General features: G+C 67.4%; 26 protein-coding genes. 15 read left to right on the forward strand and 11 right to left on the reverse strand.

Annotated elements, in window-relative coordinates:
* Positions 1-115 precede the first annotated feature (115 nt).
* From NL241_RS05680 to NL241_RS05690, 3 genes are all read left to right on the forward strand, one after another.
* Positions 116-511 carry an STAS domain-containing protein gene (locus NL241_RS05680; protein ID WP_487691839.1) on the forward strand — a complete coding sequence of 132 codons (396 nt, stop codon included), beginning with the start codon at positions 116-118 and terminating at the stop codon, positions 509-511.
* A gap of 2 nt (positions 512-513) precedes the next feature.
* Positions 514-771, forward strand: a complete 258-nt coding sequence (locus NL241_RS05685; RefSeq protein WP_487691838.1) for a hypothetical protein — start codon at positions 514-516, stop codon at positions 769-771.
* Positions 772-1,041: 270 nt separating this feature from the next.
* Positions 1,042-1,341 (forward strand): DUF4193 domain-containing protein, encoded by a 300-nt coding sequence (locus NL241_RS05690; RefSeq protein ID WP_487691837.1) that lies wholly within the window; start codon positions 1,042-1,044, stop codon positions 1,339-1,341.
* Positions 1,342-1,384: 43 nt separating this feature from the next.
* Here the strand turns inward: NL241_RS05690 and NL241_RS05695 are convergent, their stop codons facing one another.
* From NL241_RS05695 to NL241_RS05725, 7 genes are all read right to left on the reverse strand, one after another.
* Positions 1,385-1,993 (reverse strand): DUF1707 SHOCT-like domain-containing protein, encoded by a 609-nt coding sequence (locus tag NL241_RS05695; protein ID WP_487691836.1) that lies wholly within the window; start codon positions 1,991-1,993, stop codon positions 1,385-1,387.
* Positions 1,994-2,055: 62 nt separating this feature from the next.
* Complete coding sequence (locus NL241_RS05700) at positions 2,056-2,832, reverse strand: enoyl-CoA hydratase family protein (RefSeq protein WP_494397000.1); 777 nt, start codon at positions 2,830-2,832, stop codon at positions 2,056-2,058.
* Positions 2,832-4,004, reverse strand: a complete 1,173-nt coding sequence (locus tag NL241_RS05705) for an acyl-CoA dehydrogenase family protein (RefSeq protein WP_487691834.1) — start codon at positions 4,002-4,004, stop codon at positions 2,832-2,834. The genes NL241_RS05700 and NL241_RS05705 overlap by 1 nt, the downstream gene beginning before the upstream one ends.
* Entirely contained in the window at positions 4,001-5,971 is a 1,971-nt protein-coding gene (locus tag NL241_RS05710; protein ID WP_494397001.1) for an acetyl/propionyl/methylcrotonyl-CoA carboxylase subunit alpha, read from the reverse strand. The genes NL241_RS05705 and NL241_RS05710 overlap by 4 nt, the downstream gene beginning before the upstream one ends.
* A 5-nt stretch (positions 5,972-5,976) precedes the next feature.
* Positions 5,977-7,572, reverse strand: coding sequence for an acyl-CoA carboxylase subunit beta (locus NL241_RS05715; RefSeq protein ID WP_494397002.1), 1,596 nt, complete (start codon positions 7,570-7,572; stop codon positions 5,977-5,979).
* Between the two features lie 109 nt (positions 7,573-7,681).
* Positions 7,682-8,830, reverse strand: coding sequence for an acyl-CoA dehydrogenase family protein (locus NL241_RS05720; protein ID WP_487691831.1), 1,149 nt, complete (start codon positions 8,828-8,830; stop codon positions 7,682-7,684).
* Entirely contained in the window at positions 8,827-10,524 is a 1,698-nt protein-coding gene (locus NL241_RS05725; RefSeq protein WP_494398244.1) for an acyclic terpene utilization AtuA family protein, read from the reverse strand. The genes NL241_RS05720 and NL241_RS05725 overlap by 4 nt, the downstream gene beginning before the upstream one ends.
* Positions 10,525-10,634: 110 nt before the next feature.
* Here NL241_RS05725 and NL241_RS05730 point away from each other — a divergent pair, with 110 nt between their 5' ends.
* The 8 genes from NL241_RS05730 to NL241_RS05765 all read left to right on the forward strand — a co-directional run bounded on the left by NL241_RS05730 (position 10,635) and on the right by NL241_RS05765 (position 17,833).
* Positions 10,635-11,024 carry a hypothetical protein gene (locus NL241_RS05730; protein WP_487691830.1) on the forward strand — a complete coding sequence of 130 codons (390 nt, stop codon included), beginning with the start codon at positions 10,635-10,637 and terminating at the stop codon, positions 11,022-11,024.
* Positions 11,025-11,143: 119 nt separating this feature from the next.
* Positions 11,144-11,317 (forward strand): 50S ribosomal protein L32, encoded by a 174-nt coding sequence (gene rpmF / locus NL241_RS05735; protein WP_487691829.1) that lies wholly within the window; start codon positions 11,144-11,146, stop codon positions 11,315-11,317.
* 99 nt (positions 11,318-11,416) lie between these two features.
* The gene (locus NL241_RS05740) at positions 11,417-12,103 is read left to right on the forward strand and encodes a response regulator transcription factor (protein ID WP_487691828.1); all 687 of its coding nucleotides are present in this window, start codon (positions 11,417-11,419) and stop codon (positions 12,101-12,103) included.
* Between the two features lie 18 nt (positions 12,104-12,121).
* Positions 12,122-13,693 carry a HAMP domain-containing sensor histidine kinase gene (locus tag NL241_RS05745; RefSeq protein WP_487691827.1) on the forward strand — a complete coding sequence of 524 codons (1,572 nt, stop codon included), beginning with the start codon at positions 12,122-12,124 and terminating at the stop codon, positions 13,691-13,693.
* A 54-nt stretch (positions 13,694-13,747) separates the two neighbouring features.
* The gene (locus NL241_RS05750) at positions 13,748-15,142 is read left to right on the forward strand and encodes a S1C family serine protease (protein WP_487691826.1); all 1,395 of its coding nucleotides are present in this window, start codon (positions 13,748-13,750) and stop codon (positions 15,140-15,142) included.
* Between the two features lie 29 nt (positions 15,143-15,171).
* Entirely contained in the window at positions 15,172-15,708 is a 537-nt protein-coding gene (locus NL241_RS05755; RefSeq protein WP_487691825.1) for a MogA/MoaB family molybdenum cofactor biosynthesis protein, read from the forward strand.
* A 721-nt stretch (positions 15,709-16,429) separates the two neighbouring features.
* Entirely contained in the window at positions 16,430-17,089 is a 660-nt protein-coding gene (gene mspA, locus NL241_RS05760; protein WP_487691823.1) for a porin MspA, read from the forward strand.
* Positions 17,090-17,461: 372 nt separating this feature from the next.
* On the forward strand, positions 17,462-17,833 hold the full coding sequence (locus NL241_RS05765) for a hypothetical protein (RefSeq protein WP_494397003.1): 372 nt from the start codon (positions 17,462-17,464) through the stop codon (positions 17,831-17,833).
* 85 nt (positions 17,834-17,918) lie between these two features.
* Here the strand turns inward: NL241_RS05765 and mscL are convergent, their stop codons facing one another.
* The 4 genes from mscL to NL241_RS05785 all read right to left on the reverse strand — a co-directional run bounded on the left by mscL (position 17,919) and on the right by NL241_RS05785 (position 20,212).
* Complete coding sequence (gene mscL, locus NL241_RS05770) at positions 17,919-18,383, reverse strand: large-conductance mechanosensitive channel protein MscL (RefSeq protein WP_487691821.1); 465 nt, start codon at positions 18,381-18,383, stop codon at positions 17,919-17,921.
* Positions 18,384-18,474: 91 nt separating this feature from the next.
* Positions 18,475-19,152 (reverse strand): SAF domain-containing protein, encoded by a 678-nt coding sequence (locus tag NL241_RS05775; protein ID WP_494397004.1) that lies wholly within the window; start codon positions 19,150-19,152, stop codon positions 18,475-18,477.
* Positions 19,153-19,225: 73 nt separating this feature from the next.
* Positions 19,226-19,549, reverse strand: coding sequence for an FmdB family zinc ribbon protein (locus tag NL241_RS05780; protein WP_487691819.1), 324 nt, complete (start codon positions 19,547-19,549; stop codon positions 19,226-19,228).
* A 60-nt stretch (positions 19,550-19,609) separates the two neighbouring features.
* Positions 19,610-20,212 (reverse strand): 5-formyltetrahydrofolate cyclo-ligase, encoded by a 603-nt coding sequence (locus NL241_RS05785; RefSeq protein ID WP_494397005.1) that lies wholly within the window; start codon positions 20,210-20,212, stop codon positions 19,610-19,612.
* Positions 20,213-20,295: 83 nt separating this feature from the next.
* Here NL241_RS05785 and NL241_RS05790 point away from each other — a divergent pair, with 83 nt between their 5' ends.
* The 4 genes from NL241_RS05790 to sepX all read left to right on the forward strand — a co-directional run bounded on the left by NL241_RS05790 (position 20,296) and on the right by sepX (position 24,414).
* Positions 20,296-21,207, forward strand: coding sequence for a UTP--glucose-1-phosphate uridylyltransferase (locus NL241_RS05790; RefSeq protein WP_487691816.1), 912 nt, complete (start codon positions 20,296-20,298; stop codon positions 21,205-21,207).
* Between the two features lie 59 nt (positions 21,208-21,266).
* Positions 21,267-22,535, forward strand: coding sequence for a molybdotransferase-like divisome protein Glp (glp, locus tag NL241_RS05795; RefSeq protein ID WP_494397006.1), 1,269 nt, complete (start codon positions 21,267-21,269; stop codon positions 22,533-22,535).
* Between the two features lie 5 nt (positions 22,536-22,540).
* A complete protein-coding gene (locus tag NL241_RS05800; RefSeq protein WP_487691814.1) occupies positions 22,541-23,194 on the forward strand; it encodes a GNAT family N-acetyltransferase in 654 nt (217 codons plus the stop codon).
* 155 nt (positions 23,195-23,349) lie between these two features.
* Positions 23,350-24,414, forward strand: a complete 1,065-nt coding sequence (gene sepX, locus NL241_RS05805; protein ID WP_487691813.1) for a divisome protein SepX/GlpR — start codon at positions 23,350-23,352, stop codon at positions 24,412-24,414.
* Positions 24,415-24,418 lie beyond the last annotated feature (4 nt).

A 24,418-nucleotide genomic window follows, 5' to 3' on the forward strand; every position in this document is an offset into this window, starting at 1 on the left:
GCGCCTGGCAGCTAGGCTTGTGGTGCATTTCGCGCACATGCTTGCCCGGTTCAGCCCGTGCCCGCGAGTCGAGCGCAGCCAGCCAGCCAGCCAGCTATGGACCGCGAGGTATCCGGTGAACAACTCCAAAGGCCAGTTCGACGGCCACGCTGACCTGCCTGAATGTGTGGTGACCGAACACTGGTGGGGATCCACCGTCATCGTCGGCTGCTCCGGCGTCATCGACATGATCACCGCGCCGCATCTCGAGCAGCGATTGTCGGAGGTGCTGAAGAAAGAGCCGTCGGCGGTGATCGTCGACCTGTCCGGCGTCGACTTCCTGGCCTCGCACGGCATGAACGTGCTGGCGCTGGTGCGCCGGGAACTCGACGACGACGTCAAGTTCGCCGTCGTCGCCGACGGGCCGGCGACCAGCCGACCCCTGACCCTGATCGGGCTCGCCGAGGCCATCAACATGTGCCCCACCCTGGACGCCGCGCTCGAGAACCTCGGGATCGACCCCACGCCCTAGTTATGAAGCGACGACCGAACGAAGCCGATCTGGCGTGGGATCTGGTGGACGAACACCGGGCGGCGATGACACAAGCCGAACGTGACATGGCGTTCGTCAACCTCGGAGTCGGCGAGTTCACGATCGTGATCCGGGACGTGCTCACCGCGGTGATGCGGGAGAAGCACCCGTTGTCGGAGGACTACACCGACAAGGTGGCCGCGTGGATCGACTGCTATGCCGAGCACGCGGAGTTCCGTGCGCTGCTGAACAACGCCTGACCCGTTTCGCGCCGGTTAAGAGTTCGGGTGCACCGTTGTCTCTGGACGTCAGTGGGTACGCACTGTAGTGACTGTGCCGCCGCGTGACTAGTCCGCGGCGGCACGGCCAACTCGGAGCGACTGCGAAAATCGTTGTGGGACAGTGCATTCGGTGTGCGAAGAAATTTTCTCGGATTGGTGGTGTGGATCGGCGCAAAGGTGGGTAACACCGATCGCACGTTGACGACGGTGTGGTGCGTCAACGCCCGCTCACCGGCTGAAAGAGGGACGATGGCAACCATTACCGACTACGACGCACCGCGCCGCCGAGACGTCGAAGACACCCCGGCGGATCCGATCCAGGAGGTGGCCTCCGGTCTGACGGTGCACGGTGACGCCGCCGTCGATGACGACCCCAGCGAGTTCGCTGAGCTGTTCGAGCTGCCCGGTGCGGATCTGTCCGGGGAAGAACTGGTGGTCAAGATCATCCCCAAGCAGGCCGACGAGTTCACGTGTTCGAGCTGCTTTTTGGTGTACCACCGCAGCCGACTGGCCGTGCCGGACACCCTGACCTGCGCTGACTGCGCGTGACGGCCGGACCGGCAGCGCGACAGCCGCTCTGAGGACTCTCGTCTCAGGCGGTGAGTTCGTTGGCCGGGGGGCGGCGTTTCTTGCGTTTGATGCCCACGCTGCCCCACAGCGAGAAACCGGTGATGGTGATCTGGGGTGCGCCGGGAGTGCCGGCTTCCCCGACATTGTGGTCGAACGCGCCCATCAGGCCGGTGCCGCGGACGGTGACGTTGACCTCGGGGGGAAGCAGGATTGTCTGCCCGCCCATGACCGAATACGCGCGGATGTCCACCTCGGCCGAGGTGAAGTCCGCATAACGAAGATCGACGACACCGCCGCCCCACAGCGTGAAGGTGGTCAGTTTCCGCGGGACATTCCAGCGGCCGCGCCGTTCGAAACCACTCATGATGGCCAGCAGGACCGTCGAGGGCGCGGGCTTGCACGCGCCCCGGCGGGTGTTGGCGATCCCCGGCAGGTCCGCCGACAGCAGCTCGAGCTCTTCGTAGGACGTGGCGGCGTACGCCCGCGCGAGCCGGTCCTCGAATTCGGCGAGATTCAGCGTGCCCTGCGCCGCGGCATCGGTCAGCAGTTGCGCAACCTGGACCCGGTCTTCTTGGATCCGACCGTTGTCTGCGGCTCGCAACGATGAGTCCCGCGGCGCTGAATTGCTCATCAGGCACGAGCCTACGACGATCGTTGTCAACCGCAAAGGTGGGCGGCGAAATCGATACACCGTCAGCTCGGCAATGCCCATCGCGGCGGGCGCTTCTCGAGGAAAGCCAGCATCCCCTCCCTGGCCTCGTCACTGACGAACAACGCCGCCGAATCTTGGCTCAGCCGTTCGGCATCGGCGTCGAAACCGGCCAGCACCGCCGCTGTGGTCAGCGCTTTTGACGCAGCCAGCCCTTGGGGTGACGCTTTCGACAATTCCGTGACGAACCCACCGACCGCCGCCGCGGCATCGTCGGCGGCCACGGTCACCAGCCCGATCTCGGCGGCGGTGGTTGCGGTGAACGTCTCACCGGTGAGGTAGTAGCGACCCGCGGCGCGCGCAGACATCTTCGGGAGCAGCGTCATAGAGATGATCGCCGGTGCCACACCGATGCGGGCCTCCGTCAGCGCGAAGGTGCTGCGCGGTCCCGCCACCACGATGTCGCAGGCGCCCACCAATCCGAGACCGCCGGCCCGCACATGCCCGTCGACCGCCCCGATCACCGGCAGCGGGCATTCGACGATCGCGCGCAGCAGCGTCGCCATCTCGGTGGCGCGCGCGACGGCCTGCGCTCTGGCATCACCCGTCGAACCCTCGCTCAGATCCGCGCCCGCGCAGAAGGTGCCACCGGTGTGGCCGAGCACCACGACACGCGCCTGCGGATCGGCGGTCGCCTTGCGCAGGCCTTCGTGCAACTGCCCCACCAACGCGGTCGACAGCGCATTGCGGTTGTGCGGTGAGTCCAGGGTCAGGTACGCGGCGCCGGACTGGACCCGGTAGGCAACGAGGGGGCCGGTCATCAGTAGGAGCGGGGGAGGCCGAGTGATGTCTGTGCGACGAAGTTGAGGATCATCTCGCGGCTCACCGGTGCGATACGCGCCAGTCGGGAGGCGGTGAGGATCGAGGCGACCCCGTACTCCTTGGTCAACCCGTTGCCGCCGAGTGACTGCACCGCCTGGTCGACGGCGCGCACCGAGGCCTCACCCGCGGCGTACTTCGCCATGTTGGCGGCCTCGGCCGCCCCGAAATCGTCACCGGCGTCGTAGAGCGAGGCGGCCTTCTGCATCATCAACTTCGCCAGCTCCACCTCGATGTGGTTCTGCGCCAACGGATGTGAGATCCCCTGGTGCGCGCCGATGGGTGTCTTCCAGACCTGGCGGGTCTTGACGTACTCGGTGGCCTTGGCCAGTGCGAAGCGGCCCATCCCGACCGCGCTGGCCGCGCCCATGATCCGCTCGGGGTTCAGCCCGGCGAACAGTTGCGCGATCGCGGCGTCCTCCGAGCCCACCAGGGCGTCGGCAGGCAGCCGCACCTCGTCGAGGAACAGCTGGAACTGGAACTCGGGGCTGACGATCTCCATGTCGATCTTGGTGTAGCTCAACCCGGCAGTGTCGGTGGGCACCACGAACAGCGCGGGTTTGAGGTTGCCCGTCTTGTGGTCCTCGGTGCGACCGACGACCAGGACGGCCTGGGCCTGGTCGACACCGGAGATGTACACCTTCTGGCCGCTGAGGATCCAGTCGCTGCCGTCGCGGCGCGCGGTGGTGGTGATTCTGTGCGAGTTGGAACCGGCGTCGGGTTCGGTGATGGCGAAGGCCATGGTGATGGTGCCGTCGGCGATGCCGGGGATCCACCGCTGCTTCTGCTCGTCGGTCCCGAACTTGGAGATGATGGTGCCGTTGATGGCGGGCGATACCACCATCATCAGCAGTGCCGACCCGGCGGCGGCCATCTCCTCCATGACCAGGCTCAGCTCGTACATGCCCGCCCCGCCGCCGCCGTACTCTAAAGGGAGGTTCACTCCGATGAACCCGAGCTTGCCCGCCTCACGCCACAACTCGTCGGTGTGCTGGCCGGCGCGGGCTTTCTCCAGGTAGTAGTCCTGCCCGTAGTCGGCCGCGAACGCGGCCACCGACTTGCGCAGCGCCGTGCGCTCCGGGCCCTCTATGAAGCCCTCGACAAAGCCTGTCATTGCTCTCCCTCGGTGTTCAACACGGCCAGCACCTGGCCGACCTCGACCTGATCGCCCGCTCTTGCCTTCAGTTCGGTCAGCACGCCGTCGGCGGGGGCGGCGATGGTGTGCTCCATCTTCATGGCTTCCAGCCACACCAACGGCTGACCTCGGGTGACCGATGCGCCGGCTTCGGCGCCCACCCGCACCACGACGCCGGGCATCGGGGCCACCAGCGAGCCCGCGGCGGTGCTGGAACCCGGTTCGACGAACCGCGGCACCGCCACCACATGCACCGACCCCAAGGCCGAGTCGACGAAGACGTCGGCGCCGTACCGGCGGACATCGAACGGGATCTCGACGCCGCCGGCGTCGGTCAGCACCACTTGATCAGGGCTCGCTGTGCGCACCCCGATACCGTCGTCGCCGGGCAGTGTCATCTCGCCGCGGGTGACGCGGTACTCCACGCGTTCCTCGCCGCTGGGCGTCCGGTAGGTCTTGACCTGGTTGCCCGAGGGCAGGTTGCGCCAGCCACTGGGTGCCGAGGCCAGCACCGGCGCTGCCGCCCGGTTGTGTGCGGCGTCGGCAAGGGCAGCGGCGACGGCCGAGAGCCGGGCTCCCCGGGAGTCCACCAACGGAGCCGCCAGCGCGGCCAGCCCGTGGGTGTCGAAGAACGAGGTATCGGTGGCGCCGTCGAGAAACGCCGGGTGCCGCAGCACATTCACCAGTAGGTCGCGGTTGGTCCGCACACCGTGCAGGCGGGTGCGGGTCAAGGCGGTGGCCAGCAGCCGGGCCGCCTGCGTGCGGGTGGGTGCGCAGGAGATCACCTTGGCCACCATCGGGTCATAGTGGATGGATACCGAAGAGCCGTCGACGATGCCGGAGTCCAGCCGGATCTCGGTGCCGCCGGTACTGCTGAACGCGGTTCGTGCGGTGGGCACCTCGAAGTGGTGGATGGTGCCGGACTGCGGGAGCCAGGCCTTGGCGGGGTCCTCGGCGTAGAGTCGGGCCTCGATCGAATGTCCGTATGTCGCAGGGGGTTCCGGGTCGAGCCTGGCGCCGTCGGCGACGGCGAGCTGCAGCTGCACCAGGTCAAGTCCGGTGGTGGCCTCGGTGACCGGATGCTCGACCTGCAGCCGGGTGTTCATCTCGAGGAAGAAGAATTCGGTGGACCCGTCGGTGTCCGAGACAGCGAGGAATTCCACTGTGCCGGCGCCGGTGTAGCCGATGGCGCCCGCGGCTTTGCGGGCCGCGTCGAACAACTCGGCCCGCATACCCGGAGTGCGTTCCACCAACGGCGACGGGGCCTCTTCGATGATCTTCTGATGACGCCTCTGGATGGAGCACTCACGCTCGCCGACCGCCCACACCGTGCCGTGCTGGTCGGCCATCACCTGGACCTCGATGTGGTGCCCGGTCGGCAGATAACGTTCGCAGAACACCGCCGGATCACCGAAGGCGGACTGCGCCTCACGCTGGGCTGCGTTCACCGCTTCGGCCAGCTCGCCGAGTTCGGTGACCACCCGCATACCGCGTCCGCCGCCTCCGGCGGACGCCTTCACCAGAACGGGCAGCTGTGCCTGGGTCACCGCATCGGCGTCCAGCTCGTCGAGCACCGGCACCCCGGCGGCGGCCATGATCTTCTTGGACTCGATCTTCGAGCCCATCGACCGCACCGCGGACACCGGCGGGCCGATCCAGATGAGTCCCGCGGCCAGCACGTCGTCGGCGAAATCGGCGTTCTCCGAGAGGAATCCGTAGCCGGGGTGGATCGCGTCGGCTCCGGAGGCGGTGGCCGCGGCGATGATCGCCGCGGCGTCGAGGTAGCTGGTGTGCAGCCGGACACGCACATCGGCTTCGGCGACGTGCGGGGAGTCGGCGTCGGGATCGGTGTAGACGGCCACCGTCTCCAGGCCGAGGCGCCGGCAGGTGGCGAAGACCCGCCGGGCGATCTCGCCGCGGTTGGCCACCAGAACTCGTGCGATCACGTTCCCTACATTCTGAAGACGCCGAAGTTCGACGTCCCCTCGATCGGGCCATTGGCGATGGCGGACAGGCTCATCCCGAGCACCGTGCGAGTGTCTCGCGGGTCGATCACCCCGTCGTCGTAGAGCATCCCCGACAGCACCATCGGCAGTGACTCGGCCTCGATCTGTCCTTCCACCGCCGCGCGCATCGCGGCGTCGGCGGCCTCGTCATACTCCTGGCCGCGGGCCTGGGCGGCGGCTCGGTTGACAATCGACAACACGCCCGAGAGCTGGGCCCCACCCATCACCGCGGATTTGGCGCTGGGCCAGGCGAACAAGAACCTCGGGTCGTAGGCGCGCCCGCACATGCCGTAGTGACCCGCACCGTAGGACGCCCCGATCAGCAGCGAGATGTGCGGCACCGTCGAGTTGGACACGGCGTTGATCATCATCGAGCCGTGTTTGATCATGCCGCGTTCCTCATAGGCTCTGCCCACCATGTAGCCAGTGGTGTTGTGCAGGAACAGCAATGGGGTGTCGCTGCGATTGGCCAGTTGGATGAACTGGGTGGCTTTCTGCGACTCCTCGCTGAACAGCACCCCGCGCGCGTTGGCCAGGATGCCGATCGGATATCCGTACACCCGCGCCCAGCCGGTGACCAGCGAGCTGCCGTAGAGCGGTTTGAACTCGTCGAAATCGGAGCCGTCGACCACCCGGGCGATGACGTCGCGGGGATCGAACGGAACACGCAGATCGGCGGGCACGATGCCCACCAGCTCGGCTGCGTCGAACATCGGCTCGGTGACCGGGCCCGGTGCGGGCCCGCGCTTGCGCCAGTTGAGCCGTGCCACGATGCGACGGCCCAGACGCAGCGCATCGGATTCGTCCACGGCCAGATAGTCGGCCAGACCCGATGTGCGAGCATGCATCTCGGCGCCACCGAGCGACTCGTCGTCGGATTCCTCGCCGGTGGCCATCTTGACCAGTGGCGGGCCCGCCAGGAACACCTTGGACCGCTCCTTGATCATCACCACGTGGTCCGACATACCCGGGATGTAGGCGCCGCCCGCCGTGGAATTGCCGAACACCAGCGCGATCGTCGGGATGCCCGCCGCCGACAACCGGGTCAGGTCACGGAACTGACGGCCACCCGGAATGAAGATGTCTTTCTGGGTGGTCAGGTCGGCGCCGCCGGACTCCACCAGTGAGATGACCGGGAGCCGGTTCTCCAGCGCGATCTGATTGGCCCGGAACAACTTCCGGATGGTCCAGGGGTTGCTGGTGCCACCCTTGACCGTGGGGTCGTTGGCGACGATCATGCATTCGACACCTTCGACGACGCCGATGCCGATGACCAGGCTGGCGCCCACCTGGTAGTGACTGCCGTATCCGGCCAGCGGGCACAGCTCCAGGAACGGTGAATCCTCGTCCACCAGCAGTTCGATGCGTTCCCGCGGGGTGAGCTTGCCGCGACCGTGGTGGCGCTGCACGTACTTCTCGCCGCCACCGGCGAGCGCCTTCTCCAGCTCACCGTTCAGTTCGGCGAGTTTGACGGCCATCGCGTCGGCGGCTTCCGTGAAGGCCGGGGACGTGGGGTCGAGGGTGGACTGCAGCGCGGTCATGAGCGCCGCCGACGATGCAGAGCGACGCGCCCGAACGACGATGCGGCGAGGGACGAGCCGCTGAGGAGTCGGGCAGCAGCGCAGGAGCGATGAGGAGGAGGCGGCGAAGTCATGACTGATATCCAAGTGTCTTGGCGGCCAGGCCGGTGAGGATTTCGGTGGTTCCGCCGCCGATCCCCAGGATCCGCATGTCGCGATACTGCCGTTCGACTTCGGACTCGGCCATGTACCCCATGCCGCCGAACAGTTGCACCGCCTGATGCGCCACCCACTCACCGGCTTCGACCGCGGTGTTCTTGGCGAAACACACTTCGGTGATCAGATTCGGGTTGCCGTTGAGCTGTTGTTCGACGACATGGCGCGAATACACCCGGGCCACATCGATGCGCCTGGCCATCTCGGCCAGGGTGTTCTGCACCGACTGCCGCGAGATCAGCGGACGCCCGAACGTCTCCCGGTCGCGGCACCACTGCACGGTCAGATCCAGGCAGCGCTGTGCGCTCGAATAGGCCTGGGCGGCAAGGCCGATGCGCTCGGAGACGAATGCCCCGGCGATCTGCAGGAAGCCGGAGTTCTCCGGGCCCACCAGATTCGCGGCGGGAACCCGCACATCGGTGTACGACAGTTCGGCGGTGTCGGAGGAGCGCCACCCCATCTTGTCCAGCTTGCGGCTGACCTCGAAACCCGGGGTGCCCTTCTCGACCACCAGCAGCGAGACGCCGGCGGCGCCGGGACCGCCGGTGCGCACCGCGGTCACCACATAATCGGCGCGCACCCCGGAAGTGATGTAGGTCTTGGCGCCGTTGACGATGTAAAACTCCCCGTCGCGGACCGCGCTGGTGGTCAGGTGTCCGACGTCGGAGCCGCCACCGGGCTCGGTGATGGCCAGCGCCCCGATCTTCTGGCCGGCCAGGGTGGGGACGACGAACTGCTCGATGAGCCGCCGATCCCCGGAGGCCACCATGTGCGGCACCGCGATACCGCAGGTGAACAGCGATGCGAAAACTCCGCCTGGCGAGCCGGCTTCGTGCATCTCCTCGCAGATCACCACGGCATCGGCGCCGTCACCGCCGCCACCCCCGACGTGTTCGGGGAAAGGAGCGCCCAGCAGGCCCGCGTCGGCCGCCTTGCGGTGCAGGTCGCGCGGCAGCTCGCCGGCCCGCTCCCATTCCTCGATGTGCGGGGTGATCTCCCGGTCGACGAAACCGCGAACTGTCTTGCGGAGCTGCTCACGCTCGGGGGTGTTCCAGGTACTCACGACAGAAAGTCCTCCGGGATGTCGACGTAACGGCTGCGGAGCCACTCACCGAGGCCTTTGGCCTGCGGATCGAACCTGGCCTGATAGGCGACGCCCTGCCCGAGCAGGCCGTCGATCACGAAGTTGACGGCTCGCAGATTGGGCAGCAGGTGCCGGGTGACATCGAGTGCGGCCGTTTCGGGCAGCAGTTGCTTGAGCTTCTCGACGGTGAGAAGGTGTGCCAGCCAACGCCATTGATCCTCGGTGCGCACCCACACCCCGACATTGGCCGAGCCGCCTTTGTCGCCGCTGCGGGCCCCGGCGACGGTGCCCAGCGGTGCACGGCGGGTCGAACCGCGGGGCAGGGGAGACGGCAACTCCGGCTCCGCGGCCGGGGTCAACGGGAGGGTCTCGGAGGCGGGGACGATCGCGACGCGGGTGCCGTCGGCGTGCACCGCGGTGTGGGCGACCGCGCCGGCATCAACATAGGCGGGTGTGAACACGCCGTACACCTGTCCGTCGCCCGGGGGTGCCGTCACATGGAAGCCGGGATAGCTCGCCAGGGCGAGTTCGACTGCCGCACTGGAGAACTGGCGGCCCACAACGGTGGCGTCGGGGTCGCGGACCACGCAGTGCAGCAGGGCGCTGGCGGCTTCCTCGGTGTCGGCGTCGGGGTGGTCGGTCCGGGCCAGCGTCCACTCCAGTTCGGCCGGGGTGGTGGTCAGCGCCGCGCCCAGCTGTCGCTGCACCAACATCGCTTTGGCCTCGATGTCCAGCCCGGTGAGCACGAAGGTCATGGCGTTGCGGTGACCGCCGATGCTGTTGAGTGACACTTTGTAGGTCGGGGGAGGGGCTTCGCCCGTCACACCGCTGATGCGCACCCGGTCCGGCCCGTCATCGGTGAGCTCCACGCGGTCCAGGCGCGCCGTCACGTCCGGGTTGGCGTATCGCGCGCCGGTGACCTCGTAGAGCAGCTGCGCGGTGACGGTGTCGACGCTGACCAGCCCACCTGTGCCGGGGTGTTTGGTGATCACCGAGGTGCCGTCGGCGTAGATCTCGGCCAGCGGGAAGCCCGGATGGAGCAGGTCGGGCACGTCACCGAAGAACGCGAAGTTCCCGCCGCTGGCCTGCACCCCGCACTCGATGACATGTCCGGCGACCACGGCTCCGGCCAACCGGTCGTAATCGGCACGGTCCCAACCGAAGTGGGCCGCGGCGGGGCCGACGATCACCGAAGCGTCGGTGACCCGGCCGGTCACCACCACGTCGGCGCCGGAGTGCAGACAGTCGGCGATGCCCCACGCGCCCAGGTACGCATTGGCGGTCAGGGGGCTGCCGAGGCCCAGGTCGGCGGCCCTGGACAGCAGGTCGTCACCCTCGACGTATGCGACATCGACGGACAGGCCCAGCCGCTTCGCGAGGGTCCTCACGGCCGCGGCCAGGCCGGCCGGGTTCAGGCCGCCGGCGTTGGCGACGATGCGTACCTTCTTCTCCAGCGCCAGGCCCAGGCACTCTTCGAGCTGGATCAAGAAGGTCTTCGCGTATCCGCGGTCGGGGTTCTTCATCCGATCCCGGCCGAGAATCAGCATGGTCAGCTCGGCCAGGTAGTCCCCGGTGAGATAGTCGAGCTCGCCGCCGGTGAGCATTTCCCGCATGGCCGACAGCCGGTCACCGTAGAAGCCCGAACAGTTCCCGATACGGACCTGCGGAACCAGCACAGTCACACATTCTCCCGTCGTCCAACCAACCGGTAGGTTACCCGGGACCCGCGGTACCGAGTCAAGGGTGAATTGCTGCCGCCCCGGGCGCCACCGAGACTGGCCGCATGGCATTCCGGACGCTGATGTTGATCGCGGGCGTGGTGTGGGTCGGTGCCGGGGTCGGCATGCTGGTCAGTCCGGCGGTCGAGTTCAGTCGAGGTTCGACGACGTGGGCCGGGGCATTGTTCGCCGTGTTCGGTCTGGCCTCGCTGGTGGAGAACTTCCGCGACGGCGACCGGTCCCGCTGGAACTCGCCTGCCCGCCGGCGCGCCGGCGTGGGTGGGCACAAGCTCCTGGCGCTGGGTGCGGTGATGAGCGCGGTGGTCGCGGTGGGCGGGGTCTGGCTGATCAGCGACGGCCGGCCTGCCATGATCTGCCTGGGCATCGGCGTGCTCGGGGTGCTCGCCGTGATGGTCCCGGCCACCCTGGTGGGCTGGGCGGAGAGTCGCCGCTAGCCGGTCAGGCCGGCGCGTTTTGGAGCCGACGCTGCTCGCGGGCTATTCTGTATCGCAATCGTCGCCGCGTCGTGTGCTCTTTTCGCGCGGCGGACCACACAAGCAAGGAGATGCACGTCATGGCTGTGCCCAAGCGCAGGATGTCGCGCGCGAACACCCGTAGCCGCCGCGCGCAGTGGAAGACCGAGGCCACCGGACTGGTCAACGTGACCGTCGCCGGCGCCCAGCACAAGGTGCCGCGTCGTTTGCTGAAGGCCGCTCGGCTGGGCCTCGTCGACCTCGACAAGCGCTGAGCTTCGGTCGCTCCGTGACCGGGGCGCCCGGAATTTCTTCGGAACTTCCTCGGAGCGCCTCTCAGGCCGCTCTCAGACATTGGGATAACACTGGTGGCCGTGCGCATTCTTGTCGTTGATGACGATCGCGCGGTGCGCGAGTCCCTGCGTCGTTCCCTTTCCTTCAACGGCTACTCGGTCTCATTGGCCGAGGATGGCGTCGAGGCCCTCAATGCGATCTCCACCGACCGTCCCGACGCGGTGGTCCTCGATGTGATGATGCCGAGGCTCGATGGGCTCGAGGTCTGTCGCCAGCTCCGCAGTACCGGCGATGATCTGCCCATTCTGGTTCTGACCGCTCGCGATTCGGTGTCCGAACGGGTGGCCGGCCTGGACGCGGGCGCCGATGACTACCTGCCCAAGCCATTCGCTCTGGAGGAGCTGCTGGCCAGGATGCGCGCGCTGCTGCGCCGCACCGGGCCTGAAGACAAAGTGGAAGCCGTCGCGCTGACCTTCGGCGACCTGACGTTGGACCCGGTGACCCGTGAGGTCACCCGCGGGCAACGGCAGATCAGCCTCACCCGCACTGAATTCGCGTTGCTGGAGATGCTGATCGCAAACCCGCGCCGGGTGCTGACCCGCAGCCGCATCCTGGAAGAGGTGTGGGGCTTCGATTTCCCCACCTCGGGTAACGCGCTCGAGGTGTATGTCGGATATCTGCGCAGGAAGACCGAAGCGGAGGGCGAGCCGCGACTGATCCACACCGTCCGCGGAGTGGGTTACGTGCTTCGCGAGACGCCGCCCTGAGACGCCGGGCCTGAAGAGATGGCACGGTCCAACCGGCGCGAATCCAGAGCCACGACATCGTTGTCACTGCGATGGCGGGTGATGTTGCTCGCGATGTCCATGGTGGCCATGGTGGTGGTGCTGATCTCGTTCGCGGTGTATGCGGTGGTGTCCGCGGCGCTCTACGACGACATCGACAATCAGCTGCAGAGCCGGGCCCAGCTGCTGATCGCCAGTGGCTCGCTGGCCTCGGATCCCGGCAAGGCCATCGAGGGCACGGCGTACTCCGATGTCAACGCGATGCTGATCAACCCCGGCCGGTCCATCTATACGGCCAACCAAGAAGGCCAGACGCTGCCGATCGGGGCGACGGAGAAAGCCGTGATCGCCGGTGAGCTCTTCATGTCGCGACGTACCGCAGCCGATCAACGGGTGCTGGCGGTGCACCTGCCCAACGGCAGCACGCTGCTGATCTCCAAGAGCCTGGCCCCCACCGATGCGGTGATGATGAAGCTGCGCTGGGTGCTGCTGATCGTGGGCGGTGTCGGGGTGGCGGTCGCTGCGATCGCGGGGGCCGCGGTCACCAGGACCGGGCTACGGCCGGTCGCCAAGCTCACCGAAGCCGCCGAGCGGGTGGCCCGCACCGACGACCTGCGGCCCATTCCGGTGTTCGGCAGCGACGAACTGGCCCGGCTCACCGAGGCGTTCAACATGATGTTGCGGGCCCTGGCCGAGTCGCGGGAACGCCAGGCCCGTCTGGTCACCGACGCCGGTCACGAGCTGCGCACACCGTTGACGTCGTTGCGCACCAATGTCGAGCTGCTGATGGCCTCGACCCGACCGGGCGCGGCGAGCATCCCGGAAGCCGAGATGGACGATCTGCGCTCCGACGTGATCGGCCAGATCGAGGAATTGTCCACGCTGGTCGGCGATCTCGTCGATCTGACGCGTGACGAAGCCGGCGGCGTCATCTACGAACCCGTCGACATGACCGAGGTCGTCGACCGCAGCCTCGAACGGGTGCGGCGGCGCCGCAGTGACATCGAGTTCGACGTCGAGGTCACGCCGTGGCAGGTCTACGGCGACGCCGCCGGTCTGTCGCGCGCGGTGCTCAACCTGTTGGACAACGCCGCCAAGTGGAGCCCGTCGGGCGGCCGGGTGGGGCTGCGGCTGAAGCAGGTGGACCCGTCACACGCCGAACTCGTTGTCTCCGACCATGGTCCCGGTATCCCGCTGCAGGAACGGCACCTGGTGTTCGAACGGTTCTACCGGGCCACCGCCGCGCGCGCGATGCCCGGCTCCGGGCTGGGTCTGGCCATCGTCAAGCAGGTGGTGCTCAAACACGGTGGTGCGCTGCGTGTGGAAGACACCGTGCCCGGGGGGCAGCCGCCGGGAACCTCGTTCTTCGTCCTGCTGCCGGGCCGGCCCGGATCACCCGCGCCGTATCCGAACGACGACGCCGGCGACGGCGCCGTGGGGGCCGACGACGCCGATTCGGTGCCGCAGGTCACAGATAAGGCAACGACACGATCACAACAGGGTGTTGTCTCAGTCGATTCTCAGTCGACGGAGGCAAGGTGGTTGTCAACGAGAGACGTTCCCCTGCCGTGACCGCCTGAGCCACCGGTCGCGGCCGACTGTCGAAGGACCGGTGATCAGACCCCGATGACCAACCACCCGAGGTATTCGCCCCACCCGCAGCACTCGGGACAGCACCACCCCACTTCGCCTGCGGGTCCGGGTTATCACGGTCACTACGCTCCGGGTTCTCAACAGGGGCCAGTGCCTCAATACGACTGGCGGTATGCCACGCAGCCGCAGGGTGGTCACCAGCAGCACGACCCGCGCCAGTCCGCCGGCTACCGCGCTTACCCGGTGCCCGGCCAACCGCCGCATCAGCAGTACCAGAAGCGTTCGCGCACCAAGCTTTTCGCGGGGGCCATGGCTATTGCCGTGGTGTCGGCCGGAATTGGCGGTGGGGTGGCGATGGTGGCACATCCCGACGACAGGCCGGTCAACACCTTCACCACGGCCACCGGTGCCGCTCCGGGGATGCCGGCGGCGAACGCGCCCGCCGGCTCGGTGGAGCAGGTCGCGGCGAAGGTGGTGCCCAGCGTGGTCAAGCTGGAGCTCAACCTCGGCCGGGCGCATGAGGAGGGCTCCGGGATCATTCTGTCGCCGGACGGGCTGATCCTGACCAATGCCCACGTGGTGTCGGCCGCCGGGGCACCGTCTGCCGCTGGGCCGGAAGCGAGTCCGGGCCTTCCCCTGGGCCCGGGTACGCGCGGGGCCGCTCCCACCACGACGGTGACCTTCTCCAACGGCAACACCGCGCCCTTCAAGGTGGTGGGTGCCGACCCGGCCAGCGACGTCGCCGTGATCCGCGCCGAAGGTGTCTCGGGGCTCACCCCGATCACGCTGGGCTCATCAGCGGACCTGCGGGTGGGCCAGGATGTGGTGGCGATCGGTTCGCCGCTGGGCCTGGAAGGCACGGTCACCACCGGTATCGTCAGCGCACTCAACCGGCCGGTGTCCACCGCCGGTGATGCGAAGAACCAGAACACCGTGCTGGATGCCATCCAGACCGATGCCGCGATCAATCCGGGCAACTCCGGCGGTGCGCTGGTCAACATGAACGGCGAGCTGGTCGGGATGAACTCGGCAATCGCCACACTGGGTGGCGGCGAGGATCAGCCGCAGTCGGGCTCGATCGGGCTGGGGTTCGCGATCCCGGTGGACCAGGCCAAGCGCATCGCCGATGAGCTGATCAGCACGGGGTCGGCCTCGCACGCGTCGCTGGGCGTCCAGGTCAGCAACGACACCGCCATCAACGGCGCCAAGATCGTGGAGATCACCCGGGGTGGGGCGGCCGCCGGGGCCGGCCTGCCCAACGGTGTGGTGGTCACCAAGGTGAACGACCGGCCCATCTCGGGAGCCGGCGCCCTGGTGGCCGCGGTGCGGTCCAAGGCGCCAGGGGAGAAGGTGACGTTGACCTACGTCGATGCCGACGGCAATGACCCGCAGACCCTGCAGGTGACGCTGGGGAAGGCCGACCAGTGATGGTGATTCGGACGGCTCCTCCGCAAACGATGCGGACGAAGTCTGCTTCCACATATACGGTTGCTTCCATGGAACAGCCTCATGACCTGGTGGGTAGGGCTCTCGTCGTCGTCGTCGACGATCGGACCGCGCACGGTGACGAAGAGGACCACAGCGGTCCGTTGGTCACCGAGCTGCTCAATGAAGCGGGATTCGTGGTCGACGGTGTGGTGGTCGTCGCCTCCGACGAGGTGGAGATCCGGAACGCGCTGAACACCGCGGTGATCGGCGGTGTGGACCTGGTGGTGTCCGTGGGCGGAACCGGGGTGACACCCCGCGACGTCACCCCTGAGGCGACGGTCGACATCCTCGATCGCGAGCTGCTGGGGATCTCCGAGGCGTTACGTGCGTCCGGGCTGTCTGCCGGCATCATCGACGCCGGAATGTCTCGGGGACTGGCAGGTATCTCCGGGAGCACCCTGGTGGTGAATCTCGCCGGGTCACGCCCCGCCGTGCGCGACGGGATGGCTACGTTGAGCCCGCTGGCGGCGCAGATCATCGGCCAGCTCTCGAGCCTGGAAATCTGACTCCGACGTCCATGTGCCGTCTGAGCGCTCACCCAACTCTGGGGGAGCACTCAGACGGCGTTTTCAATGTGCGCGCCATCTTCGGGCTCGGAACTCTCCAACCGTTCTCTAATGCTGCCGCAATGTTTCGTGTAAGTGAACAGAACAAACGTGCAGAATGTGATCTTGCTCACACCAGGAAAGATTTGTGATGGCGTTATCTCCGCGGGACAGGGATTCAGTTAACAAGATCTTCGGTTCGGAAATTCCCCAGGAATCCTCCGACGAGCGTGATCCGGACGCCGGCCGCGGTGACGCCGACCGCGAGCGTTGGTGGCGGGACAACATTCCCCCTCATCACGGCTGACATAACGTTTGGATTCAACCCGCCTGATCTGCGGTTTTTCCATTCTCGCGCGGATCGCGCGGACACGTGATAATGGGGGATGCGGCAGTGGATGCCCCTGATGCGCACGGGGTTGTTGTGTCAAGCCGACACAGCCGTTCAGCAAACTTCTTCCAGCGGGATTCCAGGAGCGGCGCGTAGGGGCCCCGCGTTGCCGCCCGTATGCCCTGCCGTTATGTTTCTCCCGTCATCAACGATGAGCAAAACGTAAGAGCAGCATGTGAGGCCTCTCATTTGTGACCTCTTGCTTCGTGTGCGGTGTGAACATGCCAACCACGAAAACCGCCAACTCGGTGAAACCGCCCCGGGATCACCGCCAACACAGCTGGGGAGAACATGAAGGTAATCAGTCGGGTGCTGGTGGCGTTGATCGCCTCCATCGCGGCTCTGTTCGCGAGCACGGGCACCTCGCATGCTGGCTTGGACAATGAACTGAGCCTCGTCGACGGCCAGGGCCGCACCCTGACCATCCAGCAGTGGGACACGTTCCTCAACGGTGTCTTCCCGCTGGACCGCAACCGTCTCACCCGTGAGTGGTTCCACTCCGGCAAGGCCGTCTACGCAGTGACCGGTGAGGGCGCTGACGACTTCGAGGGCGTGCTCGAGCTGGGCTACCAGGTTGGCTTCCCGTGGTCGCTGGGTGTGGGCATCAACTTCAGCTACACCACCCCGAACATCGCGTTCGACGGTCAGGACTATGGCGAATTCAACCCGATCACCGGTGGACTCGGCCTGGACCTGATCCCCGCCGTCGTTACCCCGCCGCTGTTCCCCGGCGTCTCGATCTCGGCTGACCTGGGCAACGGCCCCGGCATCCAGGAAGTCGCCACGTTCTCCGTGGACGTCGCCGGCGCCAACGGTGCGGTTGCGGTCTCCAACGCGCACGGCACCGTGACCGGTGCGGCCGGTGGCGTGCTGCTGCGCCCCTACGCTCGACTGATCTCCTCGGCCGGTGACAGCGTTACCACCTACGGCGAGCCCTGGAACATGAACTGAGTTTTCGACTCAGCTAGTTCGTTGACAAAGCGACCCCCGGCCTTGCCGGGGGTCGTTTTGTTGGGTAGAACCGGCGTTCGCGGCCGTGCATTTCGCAAGAATGGCGAAACCCTGTGATTTCCTGTCAATTGCCGATGCGGCGCTGTTTCACCGCGGCCGGCAGCCTCCCATCGGAGGGCCGGATTCGGTTGTCTGCCAGGAAGTTTCGGGTGCGGGCGGAGATTCCCGACGCCGAAAAACAAATCACCGTGAGTTCAAGTTCTATTTTCCGGTCTCAGCGCCCGCACAGGGACTTTGACTGGTATTGTTCAGGAAGCTCTACGACTTAAACCAATGGGTCCTTCGGGTCCTCACTAATGAAGGGAAGCGCCGATGGCCGAAAACGCCAGTGGCCTCATCCGTAGCTCCAAGAAGCTGGGTGCTCTTGGTCTCGGTTCGTTCGCCGTAGCCGCAGCGTTCATGAGCCTCGGCAGCGGAACGGCCAGCGCGGAAGTCGAGGAGGTGGCCCCCACCCCGCAGGTGACCAGCCGTCAGGCTCTCGTCATCGACGACAACTCGCTGCGCGCCACCGCCATCGGTGAAGCTCGCGGCTTCCTGTCCACCCGCTCGGGCGACGCGGGCATCGTGCACGCCCAGGGTGAGACCCGCGACAGTGTGAAGGCCGTCGTCGGCACCACCGCCGCTCCGTTCAACCTGGAGTCCAACGGCGCCTTCGAGTTCTCGCCGCCCATCGGTGACTGGTGACCGTCTGACGATCGCAAACAAAACCGCCCCCGGCTTCCCAGCCGGGGGCGGTTTTGTCGGTGGACCCGAATCGTGGTGAGGCAGTTCAGTTCTTGTCCGCGCTTGTGTGTCGCGCCGTGTCGGGGCTCGGTCCGGTGCCCGGGCCGGTGACATGCTCGTCGGGGCCGGTGCCGTTGTTCGCGCTGTGCAGGATGTTGCGGATCTCGGTGAGGATGCTCAACTCGGTGTCCTGGGCCTGTTCCACCTCGCCGCGCTCGCGCAATTTCTTGTACGGCAGCACGATGACGAAGTACACGACAGCGGCCACCAGGATGAAATTGATTCCGGCGGACAGCACCGCGTTGAGATCGACGAACTGATCACCGCCGAGCGGAATCTTCAGGATTCCGTACTCCTTTTCGGGGCCTGCGCCGATCCGGTCGATCAGCGGCTGCACGACGTTCTGAGTGAATGCCGTGACCAAACCCGTGAACGCGGTACCGATCACCACCGCGACCGACAGGTCGACGATGTTGCCGCGCGCGATGAATTCCTTGAACCCCTTCAACATGGGTGACTTCTCCTGTCATCGGGTGACATGTTGTCCAGATCTTGAGACGTTAGTCGCCCGGTGGCCCAGGGTCAGGTCAACGGTGGGGACGTCAGTGAAGAGTCAACGTCATGGTGTGGCCAAGGCTGGCCGCCGCGACGGCGGTGGCCGCCGCAGCCGGCAGCGCCACCAGGACCACACGGTCCCCGGCGCCGGCGAGCCCGCCGGGATCGGGTGAGACCAACACCACCACGGCGTCGGTGGCCACGGTGCGGCCGGTGGGGCCCGCATCGGGCCCGGGCGCCGACGGGGGAGCGGCGATGACATCCACCACGTCACCCTCGCGGAGCACGTCGAGAATCGCGTCTTGGGCCAGCTGCAGCGGCACCACACGGGCGTCGGGTCCCGCCGCCGCCTCGGTCAGCCGGGTGCCGAGCAGGCGCACATCGGTGATGACCTCTCCGCGACGTACCGGGCCGGCGGGGGCCCCGCCGACCACCGCAGTGGGGTCGGCCAGCGTTCCGTCGGGAAGTGTTGCAGCAGAACGACTCTCGATACGAACATCGTCTGCGGTCACGACCACACCGGGGCTCAGGTCCCTGATCGCGACAACGGCGTCGGCGTGGGCGCCGCCAGGCTCGGACCGCAGCGCCGCCGCCGCGGCCAGGACCACCAGCGCGCCCGCCGCCACCCGGCGCGCGCGCACCGAGTGCACCCAATCCGGTTGCAGCGCTTGGCGAAAGCGGGTGAACAGGGTGGGATCGAGGCTACTGGTGCGGCCCAGTCTCATGGCGACAGCGTAGACAGCACAACAAGCGGCCCGCACTCACCGGGCGGGCCGCCTGTGGATAACCGGGGAGCGGCTAGCTTGATGCCGCTGCAGGCGCGGGAGAAGAACTCTTGGTGTCGCTGGAGCTCTTGTCGCTGGAGCTGGACGACTTCTCGCTGGAGCCGGAACCGGAGTCCGAGCCCGTGCTGGAGGAGGATGCCGTGGACGAGCTCTTGCTGCTCTCGCGGCTGTCGGTGCGGTAGAAGCCACTGCCCTTGAACACCACGCCGACGGAATTGAACAGTTTGCGCAGCCGGCCCTCGCACTTGGTGCACGTGGTCAGCGCGTCATCGGAGAAGGCCTGCACTGCGTCGAAGCGGTCGCCGCACTCGGTGCATGCGTAGCTGTAGGTCGGCACACGAACCTCCGGGAAGATCAGAATTTCCTTAGCACTCTACCGTGCCAAGTGCTAGAACCGCTATTCGGTCGGGTGCATTCCCGGCGCGCCCCCCAGCGGCACCATTCCCTGCCCCGGGGTCAGCGCATCCGACATGCGGACGTCATGAGGTTCACCGGGGAGTTCGTCGCGCAGTTCGTCGTCGCGAACCACCGCGATGAGCCTGGCCGCCGGGTCGCGCAGCGGCAGCGATCGGTCGTAGAAGCCGGCGCCGCGGCCGAGCCGGACACCACGGCGGTCGACGGCGAGCGCGGGGACCAGCACGACGCCCGCCTCGGCGACAGCCTCCGGTGGCAGCGCCTCACCGGACGGTTCCAGGAGGCCGAATCCGGCGGGGACGAGTTGTCCATGGGAGTATCGGCCCCACCGCAGCGGCTGCGGGGTGCCCGCGGAATCGACCCGGCTGATCGGCAGCAGCACCCGGGCGCCGGCCGCCGCGAGCGCGTCCAACAACGCTGGCGTCCCCGGTTCCGCGCGTACCGGTACATAGGCGCAAACGGTCTCGGCCAACCGCGCGATCGACGCCACGTGTGCTTTCAGCGCCGCGGCCTCAGCCTGGCGAACAGCCTCGGGCACCGCTCGTCGCGAGGCGATCAGTTGCTCGCGCAACAAGGCTTTCGACATCGCATTCACGGGTACAGAACTAGCAGCCGCCGGACCCGACGGCCAGCCTGTAAGACCTCGGCATTGCAGTTAGGGTGTGAACGATGAACGCACCTCAGGTACCCATTCCGCGCACGGCAATCGTGCCCGCAGCCGGTCTGGGAACCCGGTTCCTGCCCGCCACCAAGACCGTGCCCAAGGAGTTGCTGCCCGTCGTCGACACGCCGGGTATCGAACTGGTTGCCGCCGAAGCGGCCGAAGCCGGCGCCGAACGACTGGTCATCATCACCTCCGAGGGCAAGGACGGCGTGGTCGCGCACTTCGTCGAGGACCTGGTGCTCGAGGGCACGCTGGAAGCCCGCGGCAAGAAGGCCATGCTGGAGAAGGTCCGCCGTGCGCCCGCGTTGATCAAGGTCGAGTCCGTGGTGCAGGAGAAGCCGTTGGGGTTGGGCCACGCCGTCGGCTGTGTCGAGTCCACCTTGTTGCCCGACGAGGACGCCGTGGCCGTGCTGCTGCCGGATGACCTGGTGCTTCCCACCGGTGTCCTGGAGACCATGTCCAAGGTGCGGGCCAAGCGCGGCGGCACCGTGTTGTGCGCCATCGAGGTTCCCGAAGACGAGATCAGTGCGTACGGCGTGTTCGACGTGGAAACCGTCCCGGACGCGGCGAACCCGAATGTGCTCAGGGTCAAGGGCATGGTGGAGAAGCCGAAGGCCGAGGACGCGCCGTCGCTGTTCGCCGCAGCCGGCCGGTACGTCCTGGACCGCGCCATCTTCGATGCGCTGCGGCGGGTCGACAAGGGCGTGGGCGGGGAAATCCAGCTGACCGACGCCATCGCGCTGCTGATCGAAGAGGGCCATCCCGTGCACGTGGTGGTGCACCGGGGGTCTCGACACGACCTGGGAAATCCCGGCGGCTACCTTAAGGCTGCGGTTGACTTTGCCTTGGACCGTGACGATTACGGCCCGGAACTACGCAGCTGGCTGGTTTCGCGATTGGGGTTGAGCGAGCAGTAGCGCTGCGTCGGCCCGGGCCCGAGACAGACCCAGCCGGGGCCGATACAGAAAGGCGCACTGTGCGTTCGGTGGAGGAACAGCAGGCCCGGGTACAGGCCGCGGCGGTGGCGCCGCGACCCGTTCGGGTGGCGATCGCTGAGGCGCAGGGGTTGATGTGCGCCGAAGAGGTGGTGACCGAACGCCCCCTGCCCGGGTTCGACCAGGCTGCGATCGACGGGTACGCCGTGCGCAGCGTCGACGTCCTGGGTATCGATGGTTCGGACGGCTGGGACGAAGACGGCGGGGCCGCCTCGGGCCAGATCAGCCTCCCGGTGATGGGGGTGATCGAGGCCGGGACCAAGACCCCGAGCCGGCTGCAGCCGCGCCAGGCAGCGCGCGTGCAGACCGGGGCGCCGATGCCCACGCTCGCCGATGCGGTACTGCCGCTGCGCTGGACCGACGGCGGGCAGTCCCGGGTTCGGGTACTGCGCGGCGTCAGGTCGGGTGCCTACGTGCGTCGGACCGGTGATGACGTCCAGCCCGGTGACGTGGCCGTGCGCGCGGGCACCATCGTCGGTGCCGCTCAGGTGGGTTTGTTGGCAGCCGTGGGACGCGACCGGGTGCTGGTGCACCCCCGGCCGCGGCTGTCGGTGCTCTCTGTCGGCGGCGAACTGGTCGACGTCTCCCGCTCGCCGGGAACCGGGCAGGTCTATGACGTCAACTCCTACGCGCTGGCGGCGGCGGGACGGGATGCCGGCGCCGAGGTCAACCGCGTGGGGATCGTCGACAGCGATCCGGCGAAACTGCGGGAAGTGGTCGAAGGGCAGCTCAGCCGCGCGGAGATCGTCGTCATCGCCGGTGCGGTGGGAGGCGCGGCGGCCGAAGGGGTGCGCTCGGTGCTGTCCGAACTCGGTGAGATGGAAGTCACCCGGATCGCGATGCATCCTGGCTCTGTGCAGGGTTTCGGGCAGCTGGGCCGCGACGGGGTGCCGGTGTTCCTGCTGCCTGCCAACCCGGTGAGTGCCCTGGTGGTGTTCGAGGTGATGGTGCGGCCGCTGATCCGGCTGTCGCTGGGCAAGCGGCAGCCGCTCCGGCGTGTCGTGCAGGCGCGCACGCTGTCACCCATCTCGTCGGTGGCCGGCCGCAAGGGTTATCTGCGCGGGCAGCTGATGCGTGATCAGGACACCGGTGAGTATCTGGTGCAGGCGCTGGGCGGCGCCCCTGGTTCGTCGTCGCATCTGCTGGCCACCCTCGCCGAAGCCAACTGTCTGGTGGTGGTGCCCAGCGATGTGGAACAGCTGCGCACCGGGGAAACCGTGGACGTCGCGTTCCTGGCCCAGCGCGGCTGACCGACGTGAACTTCTGGCGGTCCAACTCCGTGCACCCGGGGTGGCCCTCGGCGGTCGGACCGCTACGGGTGCGCGCCGGTGTGGTGCGGCTGCGTCCGGTCCGTATGCGCGACGCCGCCCAGTGGAGCCGGATCCGGATCGCCGACCGCCAGTTCCTCGAGCCGTGGGAACCCACCGCGGAGCTGGATTGGCCTGCGCGACATGCTGTTTCGGCGTGGCCGTCGGTGTGCTCCGGCTTGCGGGCCGAGGCGCGCCGAGGGCGGATGCTGCCCTACATCATCGAATTGGACGGGCAGTTCGCCGGGCAGTTGACGATCGGCAATGTGACACACGGTGCGTTGCGTTCGGCGTGGATCGGCTACTGGGTGCACAGCGAGGTCACCGGGGGCGGGGTGGCCACGGGTGCCCTGGCGCTGGGCCTGGATCACTGTTTCGGCGCGGTGATGTTGCACCGGGTGGAGGCCACCGTGCGGCCCGAGAACGCGGCCAGCCGCCAGGTGCTCGCCAAAGCGGGCTTCCGTGAGGAGGGGCTGCTGCGGCGTTACCTCGATGTCGACGGCGGCTGGCGCGATCACCTCCTGGTGGGCCTGACGGTGGAAGAGGTGAACGGTTCGGTGACCTCGACGTTGGTACGGACCGGTCGTGCGCAGTGGGTCTGAAGCGCGTTCACAGGCGAGGCTGCTGTTGCAGATGTGACATCTGTGACTAATGGTGCTTGTATCCGAGGAATTACAGGTGTGTAATTGACCTCGGCGCGCCGCCCTGGTTGCGCAGGTCAGCCGACCTAGCCTGGAGGGGAAAGGAGCAGGCCACCATGCCAAGCATCCCCCAGTCGTTGCTCTGGATCTCACTCGTCGTGCTCTGGCTGTTCGTGCTGGTGCCCATGCTCATCAACAAGCGTGACACCGTCAAACGGACCAGCGACGTCGCCCTGGCCACCCGCGTGCTCAACGGCGGCGGCCGCGCCGCACGGTTGATCCGGCGCGGAAAGCCGGCCGCCGGCCACCGCAGCGATCCCGAGTGGCGCCCCGAAGAAGAACTCGACGACTACGACGAGGACGAAACCGGCCCCGTCGTCGTCACCGGCAAACCGTCGCGGGGGCGCACAGTCGCCGTCGTGACGTCCATCGCCGAAGAGGACGAGGGCTACCTCGACGTCGACGTGGTCGAAATGGACTCGGGTGCGCTGCCCGTCGCGAAATCGGAGACGGCGAGCACGCCGGCCGCGGAACAGGCTCCCGAACACGGCGAGGAATTGCCGCTGGACTTCGGTGACCAGGAGTCGGCCGTTGAGGAGCCCGCCGAAAGCGCCACGGAGACACCGGCACAGGAGCCGGCGGCGCAGGCTGCCGAACCGGATGACGGCACCGCCGACGAGTACGAATACATCGACGACACCTCAGGCCTGGAAGCCGAGGCCGACCCGCCCACCACCGCCATGCCCGCGGCGTCGCGAGCCCGTCGCTTCGAGTCCAAGACCGCCGCCGCGGTCAGCGCGCGCAAGTACCGGTTCCGCAAGCGGATGCTGATGTCGATGGCGGTGCTGCTGCTCGTCACCGCGGGCGCGGCCTATCTGTGGTCCACGACGATGTGGTACGCCACCGCCGCGGTGGGCCTCATCACGCTGCTCTATCTGGCCTACTTGCGTCGTCAGACCCGCATCGAGGAGCGGCTGCGGCGCCGCCGTATGCAACGCATGGCCCGTTCCCGCCTCGGGGTGGAGAACACCGTCGACCACGAGCTCAATGTGGTCCCGGCCCGGTTGCGCCGCCCGGGTGCCGCCGTGCTGGAGATCGACGACGAGGACCCGGCCTTCGAGCATCTCGACTACGTGCCGTTCTCCCGGGAGTACGACCTCCCGCGGGCCGCGGGGCAGTGATTTC

Source organism: Mycolicibacterium sp. SMGY-1XX, from assembly GCF_059132455.1.

Coding starts and splice junctions, on each gene's coding strand:
- NL241_RS05685 (WP_487691838.1), top strand. CDS start 514: ATGAAGCGACGACCGAACGAAGCCGATCTGGCGTGGGATCTGGTGGAC.
- NL241_RS05690 (WP_487691837.1), top strand. CDS start 1,042: ATGGCAACCATTACCGACTACGACGCACCGCGCCGCCGAGACGTCGAA.
- NL241_RS05695 (WP_487691836.1), bottom strand. CDS start 1,993: ATGAGCAATTCAGCGCCGCGGGACTCATCGTTGCGAGCCGCAGACAAC.
- NL241_RS05700 (WP_494397000.1), bottom strand. CDS start 2,832: ATGACCGGCCCCCTCGTTGCCTACCGGGTCCAGTCCGGCGCCGCGTAC.
- NL241_RS05705 (WP_487691834.1), bottom strand. CDS start 4,004: ATGACAGGCTTTGTCGAGGGCTTCATAGAGGGCCCGGAGCGCACGGCG.
- NL241_RS05715 (WP_494397002.1), bottom strand. CDS start 7,572: ATGACCGCGCTGCAGTCCACCCTCGACCCCACGTCCCCGGCCTTCACG.
- NL241_RS05730 (WP_487691830.1), top strand. CDS start 10,635: ATGGCATTCCGGACGCTGATGTTGATCGCGGGCGTGGTGTGGGTCGGT.
- rpmF (WP_487691829.1), top strand. CDS start 11,144: ATGGCTGTGCCCAAGCGCAGGATGTCGCGCGCGAACACCCGTAGCCGC.
- NL241_RS05745 (WP_487691827.1), top strand. CDS start 12,122: ATGGCACGGTCCAACCGGCGCGAATCCAGAGCCACGACATCGTTGTCA.
- NL241_RS05750 (WP_487691826.1), top strand. CDS start 13,748: ATGACCAACCACCCGAGGTATTCGCCCCACCCGCAGCACTCGGGACAG.
- NL241_RS05755 (WP_487691825.1), top strand. CDS start 15,172: ATGCGGACGAAGTCTGCTTCCACATATACGGTTGCTTCCATGGAACAG.
- mspA (WP_487691823.1), top strand. CDS start 16,430: ATGAAGGTAATCAGTCGGGTGCTGGTGGCGTTGATCGCCTCCATCGCG.
- NL241_RS05765 (WP_494397003.1), top strand. CDS start 17,462: ATGGCCGAAAACGCCAGTGGCCTCATCCGTAGCTCCAAGAAGCTGGGT.
- mscL (WP_487691821.1), bottom strand. CDS start 18,383: ATGTTGAAGGGGTTCAAGGAATTCATCGCGCGCGGCAACATCGTCGAC.
- NL241_RS05775 (WP_494397004.1), bottom strand. CDS start 19,152: ATGAGACTGGGCCGCACCAGTAGCCTCGATCCCACCCTGTTCACCCGC.
- NL241_RS05785 (WP_494397005.1), bottom strand. CDS start 20,212: ATGTCGAAAGCCTTGTTGCGCGAGCAACTGATCGCCTCGCGACGAGCG.
- NL241_RS05790 (WP_487691816.1), top strand. CDS start 20,296: ATGAACGCACCTCAGGTACCCATTCCGCGCACGGCAATCGTGCCCGCA.
- sepX (WP_487691813.1), top strand. CDS start 23,350: ATGCCAAGCATCCCCCAGTCGTTGCTCTGGATCTCACTCGTCGTGCTC.